Source organism: Streptomyces sp. NPDC034111, assembly GCF_055575375.1.
Genome location: NZ_JBVIST010000009.1, coordinates 25267 through 44831, shown reverse-complemented (window position 1 = coordinate 44831; position 19565 = coordinate 25267). Strand labels below are relative to the sequence as shown.

At 72.6% G+C, this 19565-nt stretch carries 20 protein-coding genes; 15 read left to right on the top strand and 5 right to left on the bottom strand.

The features are described 5' to 3' along the window. The first annotated feature begins 50 nt into the window (after positions 1 to 50). A complete protein-coding gene (locus tag ACZ55A_RS21375) occupies positions 51 to 2195 on the top strand; it encodes a primosomal protein N' (RefSeq protein ID WP_468842207.1) in 2145 nt (714 codons plus the stop codon). Positions 2196 to 2324: 129 nt separating this feature from the next. On the opposite strand, the gene ACZ55A_RS21370 is transcribed toward ACZ55A_RS21375, so the two are convergent. Further along, complete coding sequence (locus ACZ55A_RS21370; protein ID WP_468842205.1) at positions 2325 to 2876, bottom strand: hypothetical protein; 552 nt, start codon at positions 2874 to 2876, stop codon at positions 2325 to 2327. A 252-nt stretch (positions 2877 to 3128) separates the two neighbouring features. On the opposite strand from ACZ55A_RS21370, the gene fmt reads away from it, so the two are divergent. Then, entirely contained in the window at positions 3129 to 4073 is a 945-nt protein-coding gene (gene fmt, locus ACZ55A_RS21365; RefSeq protein ID WP_468842203.1) for a methionyl-tRNA formyltransferase, read from the top strand. Positions 4074 to 4451: 378 nt separating this feature from the next. After that, positions 4452 to 5885, top strand: coding sequence for an RsmB/NOP family class I SAM-dependent RNA methyltransferase (locus ACZ55A_RS21360; protein WP_468842199.1), 1434 nt, complete (start codon positions 4452 to 4454; stop codon positions 5883 to 5885). Between the two features lie 152 nt (positions 5886 to 6037). Here ACZ55A_RS21360 and ACZ55A_RS21355 read toward each other — a convergent pair whose 3' ends face one another. Together ACZ55A_RS21355 and ACZ55A_RS21350 are read right to left on the bottom strand one after the other, a co-directional pair. Further along, complete coding sequence (locus tag ACZ55A_RS21355; RefSeq protein ID WP_468842197.1) at positions 6038 to 6979, bottom strand: RNA polymerase sigma-70 factor; 942 nt, start codon at positions 6977 to 6979, stop codon at positions 6038 to 6040. Positions 6980 to 7149: 170 nt separating this feature from the next. After that, complete coding sequence (locus tag ACZ55A_RS21350; RefSeq protein WP_468842194.1) at positions 7150 to 7623, bottom strand: carboxymuconolactone decarboxylase family protein; 474 nt, start codon at positions 7621 to 7623, stop codon at positions 7150 to 7152. 190 nt (positions 7624 to 7813) lie between these two features. Between ACZ55A_RS21350 and rpe the strand changes: the two genes are divergently transcribed. The 12 genes from rpe to ACZ55A_RS21290 all read left to right on the top strand — a co-directional run bounded on the left by rpe (position 7814) and on the right by ACZ55A_RS21290 (position 18849). After that, on the top strand, positions 7814 to 8497 hold the full coding sequence (gene rpe, locus ACZ55A_RS21345) for a ribulose-phosphate 3-epimerase (protein WP_468842192.1): 684 nt from the start codon (positions 7814 to 7816) through the stop codon (positions 8495 to 8497). 217 nt (positions 8498 to 8714) lie between these two features. Further along, positions 8715 to 9731 (top strand): sugar-binding transcriptional regulator, encoded by a 1017-nt coding sequence (locus tag ACZ55A_RS21340; protein ID WP_468842189.1) that lies wholly within the window; start codon positions 8715 to 8717, stop codon positions 9729 to 9731. 86 nt (positions 9732 to 9817) lie between these two features. After that, positions 9818 to 10285 carry a guanyl-specific ribonuclease gene (locus tag ACZ55A_RS21335; RefSeq protein ID WP_468842186.1) on the top strand — a complete coding sequence of 156 codons (468 nt, stop codon included), beginning with the start codon at positions 9818 to 9820 and terminating at the stop codon, positions 10283 to 10285. Then, positions 10282 to 10725 (top strand): barstar family protein, encoded by a 444-nt coding sequence (locus tag ACZ55A_RS21330; RefSeq protein WP_468842184.1) that lies wholly within the window; start codon positions 10282 to 10284, stop codon positions 10723 to 10725. Before ACZ55A_RS21335 ends, ACZ55A_RS21330 begins: the two co-directional genes overlap by 4 nt. Before the next feature lie 131 nt (positions 10726 to 10856). Further along, positions 10857 to 12320, top strand: a complete 1464-nt coding sequence (locus tag ACZ55A_RS21325) for a GuaB1 family IMP dehydrogenase-related protein (protein ID WP_468842181.1) — start codon at positions 10857 to 10859, stop codon at positions 12318 to 12320. Between the two features lie 409 nt (positions 12321 to 12729). Beyond that, positions 12730 to 13821, top strand: a complete 1092-nt coding sequence (locus ACZ55A_RS21320; RefSeq protein ID WP_468842179.1) for a substrate-binding domain-containing protein — start codon at positions 12730 to 12732, stop codon at positions 13819 to 13821. Positions 13822 to 14149: 328 nt separating this feature from the next. After that, complete coding sequence (locus ACZ55A_RS21315; protein ID WP_468842176.1) at positions 14150 to 15619, top strand: amino acid permease; 1470 nt, start codon at positions 14150 to 14152, stop codon at positions 15617 to 15619. A 10-nt stretch (positions 15620 to 15629) separates the two neighbouring features. Then, complete coding sequence (locus tag ACZ55A_RS21310) at positions 15630 to 16085, top strand: Lrp/AsnC family transcriptional regulator (RefSeq protein WP_468842173.1); 456 nt, start codon at positions 15630 to 15632, stop codon at positions 16083 to 16085. A gap of 321 nt (positions 16086 to 16406) precedes the next feature. Further along, positions 16407 to 16817: a VOC family protein gene (locus tag ACZ55A_RS21305; RefSeq protein WP_468842171.1), complete on the top strand. Its 411-nt coding sequence runs from the start codon at positions 16407 to 16409 to the stop codon at positions 16815 to 16817. A gap of 307 nt (positions 16818 to 17124) precedes the next feature. Further along, complete coding sequence (locus ACZ55A_RS21300) at positions 17125 to 17640, top strand: helix-turn-helix transcriptional regulator (RefSeq protein WP_468842167.1); 516 nt, start codon at positions 17125 to 17127, stop codon at positions 17638 to 17640. A gap of 4 nt (positions 17641 to 17644) precedes the next feature. Next, a complete protein-coding gene (locus ACZ55A_RS21295; RefSeq protein ID WP_468842165.1) occupies positions 17645 to 18310 on the top strand; it encodes a glyoxalase in 666 nt (221 codons plus the stop codon). A gap of 53 nt (positions 18311 to 18363) precedes the next feature. Continuing rightward, positions 18364 to 18849, top strand: a complete 486-nt coding sequence (locus tag ACZ55A_RS21290) for an iron chaperone (protein WP_468842164.1) — start codon at positions 18364 to 18366, stop codon at positions 18847 to 18849. On the opposite strand, the gene ACZ55A_RS21285 is transcribed toward ACZ55A_RS21290, so the two are convergent. Further along, entirely contained in the window at positions 18777 to 19295 is a 519-nt protein-coding gene (locus tag ACZ55A_RS21285; protein ID WP_468842161.1) for a hypothetical protein, read from the bottom strand. The two genes, ACZ55A_RS21290 and ACZ55A_RS21285, sit on opposite strands and share 73 nt — an antisense overlap. A 43-nt stretch (positions 19296 to 19338) precedes the next feature. Next, on the bottom strand, positions 19339 to 19557 hold the full coding sequence (locus ACZ55A_RS21280; RefSeq protein WP_468842159.1) for a hypothetical protein: 219 nt from the start codon (positions 19555 to 19557) through the stop codon (positions 19339 to 19341). Positions 19558 to 19565: the final 8 nt, after the last annotated feature.

The window sequence follows — 19565 nt, the reverse complement described above, 5'->3', positions numbered from 1 at the left end:
TGTCCGCAGTCCCCCGTCCGATGTCAGACCCGTCTGCTAAGACTGGAGCTGTGAGCAGGGAGAACGGTCGGTCGGAGGCGGGTGTGGGGGCGTCGGGGGCGGGCGAGCAGCTGGCGCTGATCCGGGAGGCCGTGCGGGAGAAGAAGGAGGGGCGGGCCAAGCCGCGGACCTGGCGGGGGGCCGAGCTGGCGGCCGGGCTGCCGGTGGCGCGGGTGCTGGTGGACAAGGGGCTGGTGCACCTCGACCGGTACTTCGACTACGCCGTGCCGGCCGCGATGGACGCCGAGGCGCAGCCCGGGGTGCGGGTGCGGGTGCGGTTCGGCGCGGGGGAGAAGGGCGGCCGGCGGGAGGGCGGCAAGCTGGTCAGCGGCTTCATCGTCGAGCGGGTCGCGGAGAGCGACTACCGGGGCGTGCTGGCGCCGCTCGCGCAGGTGCTCTCGCCGGAGCGGGTGCTGACCCCGGAGCTGCTGGGGCTGTGCCGGGCGGTGGCGGACCGCTATGCGGGGACGCTCGCCGATGTGGTGCAGCTGGCGGTGCCGCCCCGGCGGGCGCGCGCCGAGGCCACCCCGTCGCCGCCGCCGTTGCCGCCCAATGCCCCTCCCGAGGTGGGGAGTTGGGCCCGATACGGGGCCGGCGCCGGGTTTCTGGCGGCGCTGACGCGGGGGGACGCGCCGCGCGCGGTGTGGACGGCGCTGCCGGGGCCGTCCTGGCCGCAGGAGCTGGCGCGGGCGGCGGCCGCGACGCTGGCGGGCGGGCGCGGTGCGCTGGTCGTGGTGCCCGACGGGCGGGCCGCGGCGCGGGTGGACGCCGCGCTCGGCGAGCTGATCGGGGAGGGGCGGCATGTGCTGCTGACCGCCGATGCCGGACCGGAGGAGCGCTATCGGCGGTGGCTGGCGGTCAGCCGCGGGTCGGTACGGGCGGTCATCGGGACCCGGGCGGCGATGTTCGCGCCGGTGGCCGACCTGGGGCTGGTGGCGCTGTGGGACGACGGGGACAGCAGCCACAGCGATCCGCATGCGCCGCAGCCGCACGCCAGGGAGGTGCTGATCCAGCGGTCGGTGAACGAGCGGGCCGGATTCCTGCTGGGCGGGCTGAGCTGCACGGTCGAGGCGGCGCAGCTGGTGGAGACCGGCTGGGCGCGGCCGCTGGCCGCCGAGCGCGAGCAGGTCCGGGCCGCCGCACCACTGGTGCGTACGGTCGGGGAGGGCGACGAGGCGCGGGACGCCGCCGCGCGGGCCGCCCGGCTGCCGACGATGGCCTGGCAGGTGGCGCGGGAGGGTCTCAATCACGGCCCGGTGCTGGTCCAGGTGCCGCGCCGCGGCTATGCGCCCCGGCTGGCGTGTGAGCGCTGCCGTACGCCGTCCCGCTGCCGGGCCTGCGCCGGTCCGCTGGAGTCGCAGCGGGCGGGCGAGCTGGCCTGCGCCTGGTGCGGACGGCCGGAGCCGGACTGGCACTGCGGCGAGTGCGGGGGCGTGCGGCTGCGGGCCCAGATCGTCGGTGCGCGGCGGACGGCGGAGGAGCTGGGGCGGGCGTTCCCGGCGGTGCCGGTGCGTACGTCGGGGCGGGACCATGTGCTGGCGACCGTGCCGGAGGTGCCCGCGCTCGTGGTGAGCACGCCCGGCGCGGAGCCGGTGGCCGAGGGCGCAGGCTATGCGGCCGCGCTGCTGCTGGACGGCTGGGCGCTGCTCGGACGGCCGGATCTGCGGGCCGGGGAGGAGGCGTTGCGCCGCTGGCTGGGGGCCGCCGCGCTGGTCCGCGGCCAGGCAGAGGGCGGCACGGTCGCGGTGATCGCGGAGCCCACGCTGCGGCCGGTGCAGGCGCTGGTGCGCTGGGACCCGGTCGGTCATGCGGTGCGCGAGCTGGCCGAGCGGGCCGAGCTGGGCTTCCCTCCGGTGTCCCGGATGGCCGCGGTGGCCGGCCGTGGCGAGGATGTCACCGAGCTGTTGCGGGCCGCCGAACTCCCGCCGGGCGCCGAAGTGTTGGGGCCGGTGCCGCTTCCGGTGCCGGATCCAGGGCGGCCGCGCCGGCCCGGTGACCCCCCGCCGGGCGAGGAGTGGGAGCGGGCGCTCGTACGGGTCCGTCCCGGCCAGGGAGCGGCCCTCGCCGCGGCGCTCAAGGCAGCGCGGGCGGCGCGCCTGGTCAAACGGGAGGGCGAGGCGGTACGGGTACGGATCGATCCGCCGGATCTGGGGTGAGGCCCCGACAGGTCCGCGTGGGCGCACGGCCGTCCGCAGGCCGCGGACATGGCGCCGCCCGGGACCGTGAGCGGTCCCGGGGCGTTGGCGAGCGGTGCGGACGTGACCGCACCCGGTGGGGGAGTGACGTCAGCCGTTGCGGGGGCCGGGGAAGGCGCCCGGGCGGGCCGGTTCCTCGCGGGCGATGGCGGACGCCTGGGCGGGCATCGAGCGGGCGGTGGGGACGGACGGCGCACCGGGCAGCCCCGTGGCCATGGTCACCGCGCGGCTCGCGGCGGCATCGGACGAGCGCACCACCGGCTCGCCGCTGCCGTCCGCGGCGGGCTGGGCGGATGCCCTGCGGCCGCCGTAACGGCGGTGCACGGCCTGCTTGGTGACGCCGAGCGCCGAGCCCACCGCGTCCCATGAGAAGCCCAGCGACCGGTCGAAGTCGACGGCCGCCGTGACGAGCGTTTCGACGCTGTCGCGCAGCTCCTGGGCGAGACGGACGGTCGGGGCGGGCGCGCGTCCGTAGACGACAAAGCCCGCGGAGGGCCCCGTGCGCCGCGGCCGGTAGACGTTGCCGAGCTGAGCGGTCAGCGTGCGCAGTGCGTCCACCTGCCGGCGGACTCGCTCGATGTCCCGCACCAGGAGATGCAGGCTGGCGCGCGCCTGGGCGTCGTGGGTTGCGTGGTCGGCCATGAGCAAGCCTCTCGAACCGGCGTGGAAAAGGAAGGTTTTTGAAAGCGAGCGGGCCGCCAAAGCGGCCCGGTCTGGGTCAATGCTGTTTGACCAACGCGACAGCAGCGGCTCTGGTCACGGTATGGGGGCGTACAAGCTCCGAAGGGAGGCGCGGGAAATGTCGTACGCCCCCTGGTTCCGCCGTCATGGCCTGGGCCAGGGCCCATAGACTGGTGCGTCGTTCCGCTGCGTGTGAGAGGTAGATCGCCACCCATGAGGCTTGTCTTCGCCGGCACCCCCGAGGTCGCCGTACCCGCCCTCGATGCCCTGATCGCGTCGGAGCGGCACGATGTCGTGGCCGTCGTGACCCGGCCCGACGCGCCCGCCGGACGCGGCCGGAAGCTGATCGCCAGCCCCGTCGCGGAGCGCGCGGAGGAAGCCGGCATCGAGGTGCTCAAGCCCGTCAAGCCGCGCGACGAGGACTTTCTGGCCCGGCTGCGGGAGATCGCGCCGGACTGCTGCCCGGTGGTCGCCTACGGCGCGCTGCTGCCGAAGTCCGCGCTCGACATCCCCGCCAAGGGGTGGGTGAATCTGCACTTCTCGCTGCTGCCGGCCTGGCGCGGTGCGGCGCCGGTCCAGCATGCGGTGCTGGCGGGTGACGAGGTGACCGGCGCCTCGACCTTCCAGATCGAGGAGGGGCTGGACTCCGGCCCCGTCTATGGGGTGTTGACCGAGCAGGTCCGGCCGACGGACACCAGCGGCGATCTGCTCACCCGCCTCGCGTTCGCCGGTGCCGGGCTGCTGGTGGCCACCATGGACGGCATCGAGGACGGCACGCTCCAGGCGGTGCCGCAGCCGGCCGAGGGCGTCACCCTCGCGCCGAAGATCGAGGTCGAGGACGCCAAGGTGGACTGGGCGGCGCCGGCGCTCCGCGTCGACCGGGTGGTCCGCGGCTGCGCCCCCGCGCCCGGCGCCTGGACGGTCTTCCGCGGCGAGCGCCTCAAGCTGATGTCGGCCGCCTCCGCCGCGGGCCACACCGAACTCGACCTCGCCCCCGGCGAACTCGCCGTCACGAAGAAGGCGGTGTACGTCGGCACCGGCAGCCACCCGGTCGAACTGGTCTGGGTGCAGCCGCAGGGCAAGAAGCCGATGAAGGCGGCGGACTGGGCACGCGGCGTACGCATCGAGGCGGGGGAGCGGCTGGGGGACGGGGCCTAGGGGGTGGGCGAACACATCCCGTAGGGGATGCAAGCGCCCCCTGCGGGGCCACAACGCGGCGGGGGCGGGGCGGTATTCCCGAGGGGCCCGCCCGCGCGTCCGCGCCGCCGCCCCTGCGGGCGCGCCGGCTGCGCGCCGCCCACTGCGTCGCCTACGCGGCGCCGCCCCCCGCGGGCGCGCCCGCTGCGCGCCCTCGCCGCCCCCACGGGAGCACCGCCCACCGCGCCGCCCACCGCATCGCCGCTCCCACGGGCGCGCTGCCCACGGCGCCGCCGCCCACCGTGCCCCGCCCCCCCCCACCCGTCCCCGCGGGCCTCCGCCACCGGGCCCGCGTAGGCTTGGACGGACCCCTCTTCTCGTATCCGGAGCACCTTTTCTGTGAGTGAGCAGCCCCGTCGTCGCCCCAGCAAGCCCTATCGCCGCCCGAAGAAGGACCCGGTGAGGATCCTCGCGTTCGAGGCGCTGCGGGCCGTCGACGAGCGGGACGCCTATGCGAACCTCGTCCTGCCGCCGCTGCTGCGCAAGGCGCGCGAGGGCGGCGACTTCGACAGCCGGGACGCGGCGCTCGCGACGGAGCTGGTCTACGGCTCGCTGCGGTGGCAGGGCACCTACGACGCGATCATCGCGCAGTGCGTGGACCGCCCGCTGCGTGAGGTGGACCCGCCGGTCCTGGACGTGCTCACGCTCGGCGCGCACCAGCTGCTCGGCACCCGTATCCCCACGCACGCCGCGGTGAGCGCGAGCGTCGAGCTGGCACGGGTGGTGCTCGGCGACGGGCGGGCCAAGTTCGTCAACGCGGTGCTGCGCAAGATCGCCGCGCATGATCTGGACGGCTGGCTGGAGCGGGTCGCCCCGGACTACGACGAGGACCCCGAGGACCACCTCGGCATCGTGCACGCCCACCCCCGCTGGATCGTCTCGGCACTGTGGGACGCCCTCGGCGGTGGCCGCGCCGGTATCGAGGACTTGCTGGAGGCGGACAACGAGCGCCCCGAGGTGACGCTGGTGGCCCGGCCCGGCCGGTCCACCGCCGAGGAACTGCTGGCGGCGGCCGGCGAGGAGAGCGCGCTGCCCGGACGCTGGTCGCCGTACGCGGTCCGGCTCGCGGAAGGCGGTGAGCCCGGTGCGCTGGACGTGGTCCGCGAGGGGCGCGCCGGTGTGCAGGACGAGGGCAGCCAGCTGGTGGCCCTGGCGCTGGCGAACGCGCCGGTCGAGGGCACCGACCGAGCCTGGCTCGACGGCTGCGCAGGCCCGGGCGGCAAGGCGGCGCTGCTGGCCGCCCTCGCGGCGCAGCGCGGCGCCGCCCTGCTGGCGTCCGAGAAGCAGCCGCACCGGGCGCGGCTGGTGGCCCGTGCGCTGGACGGCAACCCCGGCCCGTACGCGGTGATCGCCGCGGACGGCACCCGCCCGGCCTGGCGGCCCGGTGCCTTCGACCGCGTCCTGATGGACGTCCCGTGCACCGGCCTGGGCGCCCTGCGCCGTCGCCCCGAAGCGCGCTGGCGCCGTCGGCCCGAGGACCTGGACGGCTTCGCCCCGCTCCAGCGTGAACTGCTGCGCCAGGCGCTCGCGGCGGTACGCGTCGGCGGCGTCGTCGGCTATGCGACCTGCTCGCCGCACCCGGCCGAGACCCGCGCCGTGGTCGAGGACGTGATCAAGGGCCGCGGCGGCCCTGCGGTGGACGTGGAGTGGATCGACGCCCGCCCCCTCATGCCCGGCGTACCGGCCCTCGGCGACGGCCCGGACGTCCAGCTGTGGCCCCATCTGCACGGCACGGACGCGATGTACCTGGCCCTGCTCCGCCGGACCGGCTGAGGAGCATGTGGCTTGTAGCGCCTCAGAATGCCGGTTGATGACCGTCGCCCAGGTGCCGGCCACGAGCCTCATCCCCGGGACGGTGAAGTGCTCCTGCCGGTGGAGGAGTTGAGCTGCTGGTAGGGGGTTCGGGGTGCGGTCGGCTGTTGTGGTTATGTTGGCTGTTGGGGTTGTTCCGTGGGTCGGTGTGCCTGTCGTACTTCGCGGTGGATCGCCCAGGCGTCCGCCACGGGGCCCACGTGCCGGAGCTTGTCGGGGTTGATCACCGAGCGGATCGTCTGGATCTGCCCGTCGAGTACGTCGAGCGCCAGGGTGTGGAGCACCTTGCCGTCCCGGTCGCGGAAGATCGCGCCCGGCCGGCCGTTGACCTCGTGCGGTTCGAACGTCACGTCGACCCTGGCCATCCGGGGGAAGACCGAGGCAAGCAGCCGGGCCACGTTCTCGGCGCCGATGACGGCCCTGGCCAGCTGTGGGGCCTTGCCGCCGCCGTCGCCGACCATCGATACGTCGGCGGCGAGCAGTTCCCGCAGGCCGGTGACGTCGCCTTCGCGGAGGGCGTCGAAGAACCGCGACGCCAGTTCCTCCCGCTCTTTGCGGGCCGCTTCGAAGCGTGGCCGCCCGGCCTCCATATGCCGTCGTGCCCGCACCAGCAGCTGCCGGCACGCGGCCTCGGACCGCCCCACCGCCGCGGCGACCTCGTCGAACCCGAAGCCGAACACCTCCCGCAGCACAAACACCGCCCGCTCCAGCGGGCTGAGCCGCTCCAGCAGGAGCAGCGCCGCCATCGACACCGAGTCGGCCAGCTCCACCGACCGCGCCGGATCCTCATACGGGTCGGTGAGCAGCGGCTCGGGAAACCACGGGCCCACGTACTCCTCCCGTCGCACCCGCGCGGAGCGCAGGACATCGATCGAGATCCGTGTCACCGCGGCCGACAGAAAAGCCTTGGTCGACGTGGGCCGGGTCGCCGAGCCGTCGAAGCGCAGCCAGGTCTCCTGCACCGCGTCCTCGGCCTCGCCCACACTGCCCAGGATCCGATAGGCAATCGAGAACAGCAGCGGCCGCAGCTCCTCGAACTCCTCGACCTTGCTCACGTCATATCCCCCTCCCCTTGAGGCCCTCTTGGGGTCCTCCCACCCGGCCGTACTCGCCGGGGCGGACATCTACTGGTGATCGTCCGGACCACCGGCGGGCAGGGGGAAAGCCCCCCGAGCCCGGGCGCCCGGAGCCCGCAGCCGGGCCCCGGGCCAGTTGCTGATGCCGTTCAGTGGAACTGCCCGGGCTCGTAGTTGCCGGCCGGCTGCTGGGTGATGACGTTCAGCCGGTTCACCATGTTCATGAAGGAGACCAGGACCACCAGGGCGGTGAGCTGCTCCTCGTCGTAGTGCTTGGCGGCGTACGCCCACACCTCGTCGCTGACCCCGCCGGCGGCATCCGCGACCCGGGTCCCCTCCTCCGCCAGCTCCAGCGCGGCCCGCTCGGCCTCGGTGAAGACCGTGGCCTCCCGCCACGCCGCCACCAGGTTCAGCCGCACCGCGGTCTCGCCGGCAGCTGCCGCCTCCTTGGTGTGCATGTCGATGCAGACGGCGCAGCCGTTGATCTGGCTCACGCGCAGCGCGACCAGTTCCTGCGTCGCGGCCGGCAGCGGCGCGTCCTTGAGCTCCTTGCCCGCCGACATCAGGTACTTGAATGCCTTGGGGGCGGTCGGGCCGGTGACGAAGTTCAGTCGCGCGTCCATGGTGTGCTCCTCTGCGGTCGTCGGTGCCTACACCCCTGAGACGGGGTAGCCCGACCCCCTGTGACATGGACGAATGTGACCTGGCGCACAGGATGTTTCTGTTGGTGAAGTCCTTCGAGGGCCGCAGCGGCGGGGCGGCCCGGGGCCCTCCCGCCTCCGTCCGGTTCCGGCCAGGCGCCATACTGGTGGCATGGCCTTGATCAACCCCAGCATCCTGTCCGCAGACTTCGCCCGGCTCGCCGAGGAGGCGAAGGCCGTCGAGGGCGCCGACTGGCTGCATGTCGACGTGATGGACAACCACTTCGTGCCGAACCTCACCCTCGGCGTGCCGGTCGTCGAGTCGCTGAGCAAGGCGACGGACACCCCGCTCGATCTGCACCTGATGATCGAGGACCCGGACCGCTGGGCGCCGCAGTACATCGAGGCCGGGGCCGGGTCGGTGACCTTCCACGCGGAGGCGGCGGTCGCGCCGGTGCGGCTGGCGCGGGAGATCCGGAGCAAGGGCGCGCGGGCGTCGATGGCGCTGAAGCCGGCCACGCCGATCGAGCCGTACGAGGATCTGCTGCCCGAGCTCGACATGCTGCTGATCATGACCGTGGAGCCCGGCTTCGGCGGTCAGGCGTTCCTGGACATCATGCTGCCGAAGATCCGCCGGACCCGGGAGCTGATCTCCAAGCACGGGCTGGAGCTGTGGCTCCAGGTGGACGGCGGGGTCTCGGACTCCACCATCGAGCGGTGCGCGGAGGCCGGCGCCGATGTGTTCGTGGCCGGTTCCGCGGTCTACGGCGCGGAGGACCCGGCCAAGGCGGTGCGGGACCTGCGCAAGAAGGCCGAGGCGGCGACCGCGGCGGCGGGCTGGGGCTGCGCACACTGATTCAGGGATACGGGGGCGGCGGACCGCCGGTTCCGGCCACGGAAATCCCGTGGTGGCGCGGGCGAGCCGCCAGTTGTCCGTGGCGCAACCGAGCGTTCACGGCGGTCGGGGCGCTGTTGGTCCCCGTTCCCCCCGGGTTTCTGAAAGGATGAGCAAAGACTCGATCAGATGCGCAAAAGGGGAGAATTTCGTGGTAGCCAGCCGCCCACAGTCCGGAATGGGCCCTGCCGAGCTGGTGCAGGCTGCGGCCATGGCCCGTCGCTTCTATCTTGAGGGCAAGTCCAAGATCCAGATCGCCGAGGAGTTCGGCGTCAGCCGGTTCAAGGTCGCGCGAGTGCTGGAGACGGCGCTGGAGCGTGATCTCGTACGGATCGAGATCCGGGTGCCCTCCGAACTGGACGCCGAACGCTCCGACGCCCTGCGGGCCCGCTACGGCCTGCGGCACGCCGTGGTCGTCGAGTCGCCCGCGGACGCTCCCCCCGCCTTCGGCGGACAGACCCCGCCCGACGACGCCGCCGACCCCGAGAACCTCGGTGAGGTCGCCGCCGACCTGCTCGGCGAGCTCGTCAACGAGGGCGATGTGCTCGGCCTCGCCTGGGGCCGTTCGACCATCCACATGGCGGCCGCGCTGCACCGGCTCCCGCCGTGCACCGTCGTGCAGCTGACCGGTGTCTACGACGCCGGCACCGCCGACCGCGGGTCGGTCGAGGCGGTGCGCCGCGCGGCCGACGTCTCCGGGGGCGAGGCGCACCCGATCTATGCGCCGATGCTGCTGCCCGACTCGGCGACCGCCGAGGCGCTGCGCCGGCAGACCGGGATCGCCCGCGCCTTCGAGTACTTCGACAAGGTCACCGTCGCCTGTGTCTCCATCGGCTCCTGGGAGCCGGGCGTCTCGACCGTCTACGACATGCTGACGGAGCAGGAGCGGGAGCACTACGCCTCGCTGGGTGCCGCCGCCGAGATGTCCGCGCACCTCTTCGACGCCGAAGGGCGCCGGATCGGCCGGGACCTGGGCGAGCGGTGCATCACGGTCGAGGCGGACCGGCTGCGCCGCATCCCGGAGGTCGTGGCCATCGCGGGCGGCCGGCGCAAGGCCGACGCGATCGGCGCGGTGCTGCGCTCCGGCCTGGTGACGAGCCTGGTCACCGACACCGCCGCCGCCGACCATCTGCTGCTGGAGACCGGCCCCGGGCCGCGCCCGGCCCTGGACCGGGCGGACCCTGACGGGGCGTGAAGCCGAGCGGCCGGTCACCCCGGCCGGCCACTCCTGGGGCCCCTGTCGGCGGGCACCCCGCACCGCCCTGTGACAGCATCGGCGCCATGGTGATCCGCTCCGCCCCGCGTCGTGCCGCCGCCGTCCTCGGTGCGCTGCTCGCCGGGCTGCTGCTCGTACTGAGCGGGTGTGCCACCGGCGGTGGCGGCGAGGGGAGTTCGCAGGGAGCGCCGCGGGCCTCCGCCACCGGCGCGGCCGCGACGCCGCGCACCTCCGGCGTACCGGACCGGGCCAAGGGCATGCCGGTCGTCGCGGCCGGCGCGCTGCCCTCGCAGGCGCGGGCCACGCTCCGGCTCATCGACGCGGGCGGGCCGTTCCCCTACCCGCAGGACGGGACAGTCTTCGGCAACCGCGAGGGTCTGTTGCCCCGTCAGCCCCGCGGCCACTACCACGAGTACACCGTCCCCACCCCCGGTTCCCCGGACCGCGGCGCCCGCCGCCTCGTCACCGGCGAGCGCCAGGAGACGTACTACACCGACGACCACTACCGGACCTTCAGGGCGGTACTGCGATGACCGAAGCCGTGCCCCGGCCGCTGGCAGCGGTGCTCGACGGCAGTACGCCCCCGGGGGTGCTGACCTGGCCGGCCGGGCGGCCGGTGGCCGATGCGCTGGCGGCCGCGCGGGCGGCGGGCTGGAGCGGGGCCTCGCTGGAGCTGGAGGGCGCGCTCGACAAGGCGGAGTTCATGGCGCGGTGCGCCCGTGCACTGCGGCTGCCGGACTGGTTCGGCCGTAACTGGGACGCGCTCGCCGACTGCCTGACCGATCTGTCCTGGTGCCCGGCCGACCGTGGCCGGCTGCTGGTCGTCACCGGCTGGCAGGGCTATGCGGCCGCGGTGCCGGACGACTGGAGCATCGTGGAGTCCGTCCTCGCGGACGCGGTGGGTTACTGGCGCGGGACGGACACCGGACTGGCCGTGATCATGGCCCGGGGGAGAGTCCGTCAGAGAGGCTGAGCCGGCTCCGGCGGCCCCACCAGGGACGCCGCGGACCCGCCGGGCGGGCCGTCTCGGCGGATCGCACACACGGCCCCCACCGGCGCTCGGACAATCATATGAGCCCTGGTCGGGGCCCGTATCCTGGCCGTATGCGATTCCTGAATCCGAAGAACGGCGCGCTCGAAGAGAGTTCTTCGGTGCCCTACGACCTGACCTACGACGATGTGTTCATGGTGCCCGGCCGCTCGGCCGTCGGCTCCCGCCAGGGCGTGGACCTTGCCTCGCTCGACGGCTCCGGCACCACCATCCCGCTGGTGGTCGCCAACATGACGGCGATCGCCGGCCGGCGGATGGCCGAGACCGTCGCCCGCCGTGGCGGCCTGGTCGTCATCCCGCAGGACATTCCGATCGATGTCGTCACCGACGTCGTGACCTGGGTCAAGCGCCGTCATCTGGTACTGGACACACCGATCGTGCTGTCCCCGGTCGCGACCGTCGCCGACGCGCTGTCGCTGCTGCCCAAGCGGGCGCACGGCGCGGGCATCGTCGTCGAGGGCGGCCGGCCGGTCGGTGTCGTCACCGAGCACGACCTGGCCGGCGTGGACCGCTTCACCCAGGTCGCCGAGGTCATGTCCAAGGACCTGCTGGTGCTGGACGCGGACATCGACCCGCGTGAGGCCTTCAACCGCCTCGACGCCGCCAACCGCAAGCTCGCCCCCGCGGTCGACGCGGACGGCATGCTGGTCGGCATCCTGACCCGCAAGGGCGCCCTGCGCGCGACCCTGTACACCCCCGCCACGGACGCCAACGGCAAGCTGCGGATCGCCGCCGCCGTCGGCATCAACGGCGATGTGGCCGGCAAGGCCAAGGCGCTGCTGGACGCCGGTGTGGACACGCTCGTCGTGGACACCGCGCACGGCCACCAGGAGTCGATGATCAGCGCGATCAAGGCCGTCCGGGCACTGGACCCGCAGGTCCCGATCGTGGCGGGCAACATCGTCGCCGCCGAGGGCGTCCGGGATCTGATCGACGCCGGCGCGGACATCATCAAGGTCGGCGTCGGACCGGGCGCGATGTGCACCACCCGGATGATGACCGGCGTCGGCCGGCCGCAGTTCTCCGCGGTGCTGGAGTGCGCCGCCGAGGCCAAGAAGTACGGCAAGCACGTCTGGGCCGACGGCGGGGTGCGCCACCCCCGCGATGTCGCCATGGCGCTGGCCGCCGGTGCGTCCAACGTCATGATCGGCTCCTGGTTCGCCGGCACCCTGGAGTCGCCCGGCGACCTCCAGCACACCGCCGACGGCCGCCCGTACAAGGAGAGCTTCGGCATGGCCTCGGCCCGTGCGGTGCAGCGCCGTACGAGCGAGGAGTCGGCCTACGACCGGGCCCGCAAGGGGCTCTTCGAGGAGGGCATCTCCACCTCGCGGATGTTCATCGATCAGGCGCGTCCCGGCGTCGAGGACCTGATCGACACGATCATCGCGGGCGTCCGCAGCTCCTGCACGTACGCGGGCGCGGCCTCCCTGGAGGAGTTCGCCGAGAAGGCCGTCGTCGGCGTGCAGAGTGCCGCCGGCTACGCCGAGGGCAAGCCGCTGCACGACAGCTGGAACTGACCGCCCACGCGCCGTACAGGCCCGTAGAGCCGCTCACCGGCGCCGCACCGCTCATGGACGCTGTTGGTTGATTCGGGGCCGCGCCTGACGTCGGCCTTCAAGACCTGGTTGTGGTCTTGAAGGCCGACGTCGTCGTACGGGGCGGGTGCGGATGCCGTTGCGGCCGAGGGGATCGGGGGAGCCGTGGATCAGGACCCCGAATTGACCAACAGCGTCCGAATCGGTGCGCGGGCCTCGCTCCATGCCTGGGCGACGGCCTCGCCGACTGATGGGGGGCGCCGACCACTCGGCGCACCCACCCAAGAGCGCATTCCGCACCGCGCCCAGCGCCTGAATAGCATCGAATATGGAAATGGCCTGCCTGTGGGCTGTGGACGGACGGTGTTGTAAGGCGAAGGAGGCCCCTCACATGAAGGTCCATCTGGGGCGTGCTCCCGTCTTCGTGGCCGCGGCGTCTCTGGTCCTCGGCCTCGCCGCCTGCGGGCAGGCCGGTGAGTCCGGTGGCGCAGGCGCCAAAGGCGACCTGAGGATCGGCCTACTGCTCCCGGAGAACGAGACCGCCCGCTACGAGGCATTCGACCGGCCCCTGATCGAGAAGAAGATCAAGCAGCTCTGCGGCAGCTGCACGGTGATGTACGCCAACGCCCGTAATGATGTGGCTACCCAGCGGCAGCAGATGGCCGCCATGATCACCCAGGGGGCCGACGCCCTGATCCTCGATGCCGTCGACCTCCAGTCGCTCCGCGCCTCTGTCGGGGAGGCGGAGGATGCGGGCGTCCCGGTCGTCGCCTACGACCGGGAGGTCGAGGGCCCGATCTCCGGCTATGTCTCCCATGACATCCTGGCGATCGGCAGGCTCCAGGGCCAGGCGCTCCTCAAGGCCCGGGGAGACAAGGCGGACGGCGGCCAGATCGTCAGGGTGGAGGGTCCCCCGGGCACCGGGGCGGTCCTGTTCAAGAAGGGCGTGCTGCCCGTCCTCAAGGACAAGGCGAAGATCAGCAAGCCGTACCACGCCACCGCATGGAACGCCGGGAGCGCCTACGCCGCGATGTCCGGCGCCATCGCCGCTGTGGGCGCCGACCACATCGACGGCGTCTGGACTGCCAACGATGTCTTGGCCGGCGGCGCGATCTCCTCCCTCAAGACCGCTCGCATCAAGCCGCTGCCGCCCGTCGTCGGCCAGGACGCCGAACTCGCGGCCGTACAGCGCATCATCGTCGGCGACCAGTACATGACTGTCTACAAGCCTTACAAGCCCGAGGCTGACGCTGCCGCGACAATGGCCCTCGCCCTCGCCCGCGGTGAGAAGCTCGGCCGTATGGCCACGGACAGGATCAACACACCCACGACCAAGGGCGTCCCGGCCGTTCTGCTCACTCCGATCTCTCTGACCGTGCACAACATCAAGAACACCGTCGTCAGGGACGGTGTGTACACGATCGACCAGATCTGCACGCCGAGGTTCCAGTCCGCGTGCAAGAAGGCCGGACTCATCCCGTAAGAGGGCGCTCTCCCCAACAGCGTCCGCGCACGGTGCGGGGCCGCTCGCGGTGTCCACCCCTCGGACACCGCGCCGGGGAGTGTCCGATCCGCCCCGGGAACGCAACGAACCACCGCCCGCCCCGCCGGTGCGCAATGATCATCCGCGGTTGCGCAAGGAACCTGCATTACGGCCGGTCAACGGCGCCCCGTAAGGTCGTGCGCTAGTACGTGGAGTGGCGGCGACCGCCTGCTCAGCGGTCTTGCGCAGTGCGGGGCTTTCGCCTGCCCGCGCGCCGGCCGCTGTCGGTCGTCGGCACCCGACCGGCAGCGATTAAGGAGCCACCCCAGTGTTGGAGCATGGCGCAGCCCCGCCCGCAGGGGACCGCGACACCCCACCCACCCCCGGAACCCTCGGCACCCGGCTGATGCGGCGCAAGCCCGTCGAGCGGCTGGTCGCCGAGGGCGGCAAGGGGCAGGGGGGTGAGCTCCGCCGCTCCATGGGCGTATGGCAGCTGACCATGATCAGCATCGGTGCCACCCTCGGCACCGGCATCTTCGTCGTCCTCGGCCAGGCCGTCCCGGACGCCGGGCCCGCGGTGGTGCTCGCCTTCGTCATCGCCGGCATCACCGCCCTGTTCTCCGCGCTGTCGTACGCGGAGCTGGCCGGCAGCATCCCGGTCTCCGGATCCTCCTACTCCTACGCCTACGCCACCCTCGGCGAGCTGGTGGCCTGGATCTGCGGCTGGTGTCTGATCCTGGAGTACGGGGTCTCGGTCGCGGCCGTCGCGGTGGGCTGGGGCGAGTACCTCAACGAACTGCTCAACGGCGTCTTCGGCTTCACCATCCCGGACGCGCTGGCCCAGCCGCCCGGCGACGGCGGCTACTTCAATCTGCCGGCGCTGCTGGTGGTGCTGCTGGCGATGGTCTTCCTGCTGGGCGGCGCCAAGGAGAGCGCCCGGGCCAACACCATCATGGTGATCGTCAAGATCGTTGCGCTGCTGCTGTTCTGCGGCGTCGCGGTCCAGGGCGTGAAGTCCGGCAACTACGCCAACTTCATGCCGATGGGCATGGCGGGCGTCAGCGCCGCGGGCGCCACCCTGTTCTTCTCGTACATCGGCTTCGACGCCGCCTCCACGGCCGGCGAGGAGGCCAAGAACCCGCAGCGCGACCTGCCGCGCGCCATCATGCTCTCGCTGGTGATCGTCACCGCGCTGTACTGCCTGGTCGCGGCGATCGCGGTGGGCGCGATGCCGTGGCAGAAGTTCCAGGGCTCGGAGGCCGCACTGGCCGGGATCATGAAGGCGGTCACCGGCCAGAGCTGGTGGGCCGTGCTGCTCGCCTTCGGTGCGGTCGTCGCCATCGCCAGCGTCGTGCTGACCGTGCTCTACGGCCAGACCCGCATCCTCTTCGCGATGTCCCGCGACGGCCTGGTGCCGAAGGCGTTCTCCAAGGTGCACGCCAAGAGCGGGGTGCCGCGCGTCAACACGGTCATCGTCTCGCTGTTCTGCGGACTGCTGGCGGCCGCGGTACCGCTGGGTGAGCTGGCGGACGCCACCAGCATCGGCACCCTGTTCGCCTTTGCGCTGGTCAACGTGGCCGTGATCGTGCTGCGCCGGACCCGTCCCGATATGCCGCGGGCCTTCCGTACGCCGCTCTCCCCGCTCTTCCCCGCGATCGGCTTCCTGCTGTGCGTCTACATGATGGGCAGCCTGGGCCCGGTCACCTGGGTGGTCTTCGGTGTCTGGATGGCCGTGGGCCTTGTGGTCTACTTCGGATACGGCTTGCGCCGCTCCCGATTGGCCACGTCAGAGAAGTGATCCACCCGCAGTGCGACTGAACGATCTCGACGAACGCATCGTCCACGCCCTCGCCGAGGACGCCCGCCGCAGCTATGCGGACATCGGCCAGGAGGTCGGCCTGTCCGCCCCGGCCGTCAAACGCCGGGTGGACCGGCTGCGGGCCGACGGCGCGATCACCGGCTTCACCGTACGGGTGGACCCGGCCGCGCTCGGCTGGGAGACCGAGGGCTTCATCGAGATCTACTGCCGCCGCAACACCTCGCCCGAGGCGATACACCGCGGCCTGTCGCGCTACCCGGAAGTGGCGTCCGCCTCCACCGTCACCGGTGAGGCGGACGCCATCGTCCAGGTCTTCGCCTCCGACATGCGCCACTTCGAGCGGGTCCTGGAGCGCATCGCCGGCGAGCCGTTCGTCGAGCGCACCAAGTCCGTCCTGGTGCTCTCCCCCCTCCTGCGCCGCTTCAGCTCCGGCGCGCCCGGTTAGGGCGTGTCCACAGGCTTCCCGCCGGCCCGCGCACCGGTCCGAAGCCCCGTCACCACGGCGGCGCCCGCCACCAGTACCACCCCCGCCGCGATCCGGTAGCCCAGTGCCGTGGCACCGGTGAAGGCGGTGGCGACCGCGGCGCCGTGGCCGGCGCCCGCGGCAGCATCTGTTCTCCCCTGGAGGGTGGCTGTCGAGGCGTCGGGTGCGATGTCGCGGGAAGAGAGTGCGCTCCGCGTGACATGCCCGTGAACGTCCGAGTGTGTCCAGATCGATCTGGAATCGAGAAGTGCGGTTCACGGAGTCGCCTCTAACCTGCTCGTCATGGACCTCACCATTCACACGACCTCCCTTCCGCACGACGACCCGGACGCGTCGCTCGCCTTCTACCGCGACGTCCTCGGCTTCGAGATCCGCAGCGATGTCGGGCAGGGCAGGATGCGCTGGATCACGGTCGGCCCGGCCGGTCAGCCGGGCACGTCGATCCTTCTGGCACCGCCTGCCGCCGACCCGGGAGTCACCGAGGACGAGCGCCGCACGATCACCGAGATGATGGCCAAGGGCACCTACGGCTGGATCCTGCTGGCCACCCCGGACCTCGACGCCACGTTCGAGAAGGTGCAGGCCGGTGATACCGAGGTCGTCCAGGAGCCGACCGAGCAGCCGTACGGCGTCCGCGACTGCGCGTTCCGCGACCCCGCGGGCAACCTGGTCCGCATCCAGGAGCTGCGCTGAGCTGTGCGGGTATCGATGCGGGCGTGCGGGCCGACATCGCGACCGCCCATAAGGAACGCGGCGGCGCACAGGAGCGGAAGTGCCTGCCCAGCCGGTCGCCCGCCAGGGCCGCGTCCAGCTCCTCGGTGAACCGGCCATGAGCCCGGACTCCGTCCCGCTGCTGTCCGGCAGTTGCTCGACCGGCTGGTCGAGTCCGGCGGGCCGGTCCACACCACCGAGCGTCTGGGCCGCCCGCCGAGGCGGGAACCCCAGACGCTCGAAGACGTCGATGGAAATGGAAGTTGAAAGACATACGGGGAGGGTTCTCATGTGTAAGCCTGAATGGCGGCGTGCACGTGTCCAGGCGCAGCGCCTGACTGATCTCGCGCGGCTGCGCCGCGTCCGCGACCGGATCGACAGGGAATACGCGCAGCCGCTGAACGTGGAGGCGCTCGCCCGTGATGTGCATATGTCCGCCGGGCACCTGAGCCGGCAGTTCCGGGCCGCCTATGGTGAGTCGCCGTACGCGTACCTGATGACGCGTCGTATCGAGCGGGCGACGGCGCTGCTGCGGCGGGGCGACCTCAGCGTGACCGAGGTCTGCTTCGCGGTCGGCTGTGCGTCGCTGGGCACGTTCACCACCCGTTTCACCGAGCTGGTCGGTATGCCGCCCGGGGCCTTCCGGCGCCAGGCGGCGGATGCAGCGGCCGACCGTGCTGATGCCGCGGGTACGGCCCGCGGTGCGGGGTCGAGGATCACGGTGGAGGGGATGCCGGCGTGCGTGGCGAAGCAGGTCTCGAGACCGGTCAGGAATCGAGAAGCCCCTGCCGCCGCGCAGCCCTAGCGTGATGGCCATGGCAACCACCGCTTCCACCGCAGCCCACACGTCCCTCGCGTCCGTCACCCTTGAGGTGGCCGACCCCGAGGCCGCCCGCCGCTTCTACCGCGCCTTCGGCGTGGAGACGTACATACACCTGCGGCCGTCCGAGGCGCACTCCACCGGATTCCGCGGCTTCACCCTGGCGCTCACGGTGTCCGGTCCGGCCACCGTCGACAGTTTCGTCGGCGCCGCCGTGGACGCCGGTGCCACGGTGTTGAAGCCCGCCGCGAAGTCGCTGTGGGGATACGGCGGCACTGTCCAGGCCCCGGACGGGACGATCTGGAAGATCGCGACCTCGGCGAAGAAGGACACCGGCCCTGCCACCCGCGACATCGACGAGGTCGTCCTGCTGCTCGGCGTCGAGGACGTGAAGGCCACCACGCAGTTCTACGTCGGCCGGGGCCTGACCGTGGCCAAGAGCTTCGGTGGCAAGTACGCCGAGTTCGCCCCCGGCCAGTCCAGCCCCGTCAAGCTGGCGCTGTACAAGCGCCGTTCCCTGGCCAAGGACCTCGGCGTCCCCGCCGACGGCACCGGCTCGCACCGCATCGTCCTCGGCAGCACCGCCGACACCTTCACCGACCCGGACGGGTTCGCCTGGGAGCCTGCCGAGCCGCCCGCCCCCTCGCCGTCCTGACGTTCGCCCCCTCGGACTCGCGCCCCTGATCCCGTACGAGAGGTAAACCTGCCATGCCGTCCACGAAGCCGTCCGCCCAGGGCTCCGGCACGACCACCGAGAAGCACAACGGATTCACCGCCGAGGAGCGGGCCGCGATGAAGGAGCACGCACGCGAGCAGAAGAAGACGGCGGCGCGGCGCGGCTCGTCCCGGGCCGAGAAGGAGGCGGCAGCGGAACGGGACGTACTCGCGAAGATCGCCGAGATGCCGGAGGCGGACCGTGTCCTCGCCGAGCGGATCCACGAGATCATCAAGACCGCCGCCCCGGACCTCGCGCCCAAGCTCTGGTACGGGATGCCCGCGTACGCCAGGGACGGCAAGGTCGTCTGCCACTTCCAGAGCGCGGAGAAGTTCAAGTCCAGGTACGCCACGCTCGGCTTCAGCGACCAGGCTGCACTCGACAACGGCGCCATGTGGCCGACCGCCTACGCCGTGAGGGAGCTGACCGCGGCCGACGAAGAGCGCATCAGCGCGCTCGTCAGGAAGGCGGTGAGCTGAGGCCGGCCGGGCAGAACCGGCGACGAAAGTGACCGGGCCAGCGAGCCCGCGCGCAGCCGCGGCAGCCGGAACAGCCGGGGGTCCAGCACCGGGGGCGCGGCCCGCAGTGCGTGCCGTACGAAGACCGCGAAGACCACCAGGGCCAGCGCGAAGGCGCCGGTGGCCGCGGCGGAGGTCCAGCCCAGGTCCGTGCCTTCGATGATGCCGAAGAGCAGTGCCGCCGCCCCGGGGACCAGCAGTGCCGAGCCGGGCAGGTCGAGCGCCGCGGTCTGCCGGGGGACCCGGGGAGCGGCCGCCGAGACCCAGGCCAGCAGCGCCAGGCCGAGCGGCACATGCGCCCGGAACATCCCCTGCCAGGGCAGGAATTGGAGGATCAGCGCGCCGCCGGCGTTGCCCGCCATACCGCCGATGCCGACCGCCGCGCTCCAGGCGGCGACCTCCCCCACGCCTGAACGGCGCGGGTGAGGTCGCCGAGCGCACCGGCCGGGATCAGCAGCTCCGCGAAGACCAGCACATAGGTGTCGACGATCCACAGCAGCTGGGCGGGGGAGGGGTGGGTCCGCCGGCGGCGATCTTGGGTGTCGCCAGGTTCATCGCGGCCACCAGCGACTGTGCGACCAGCACACAGGCGCACATCGGGGCCGTCACCGAGCGCGGGTGCCCGGAGGCGGCGCGCACCGGGGTGGGGGAGGACGTGGTCGATGTCATGGCCCGGA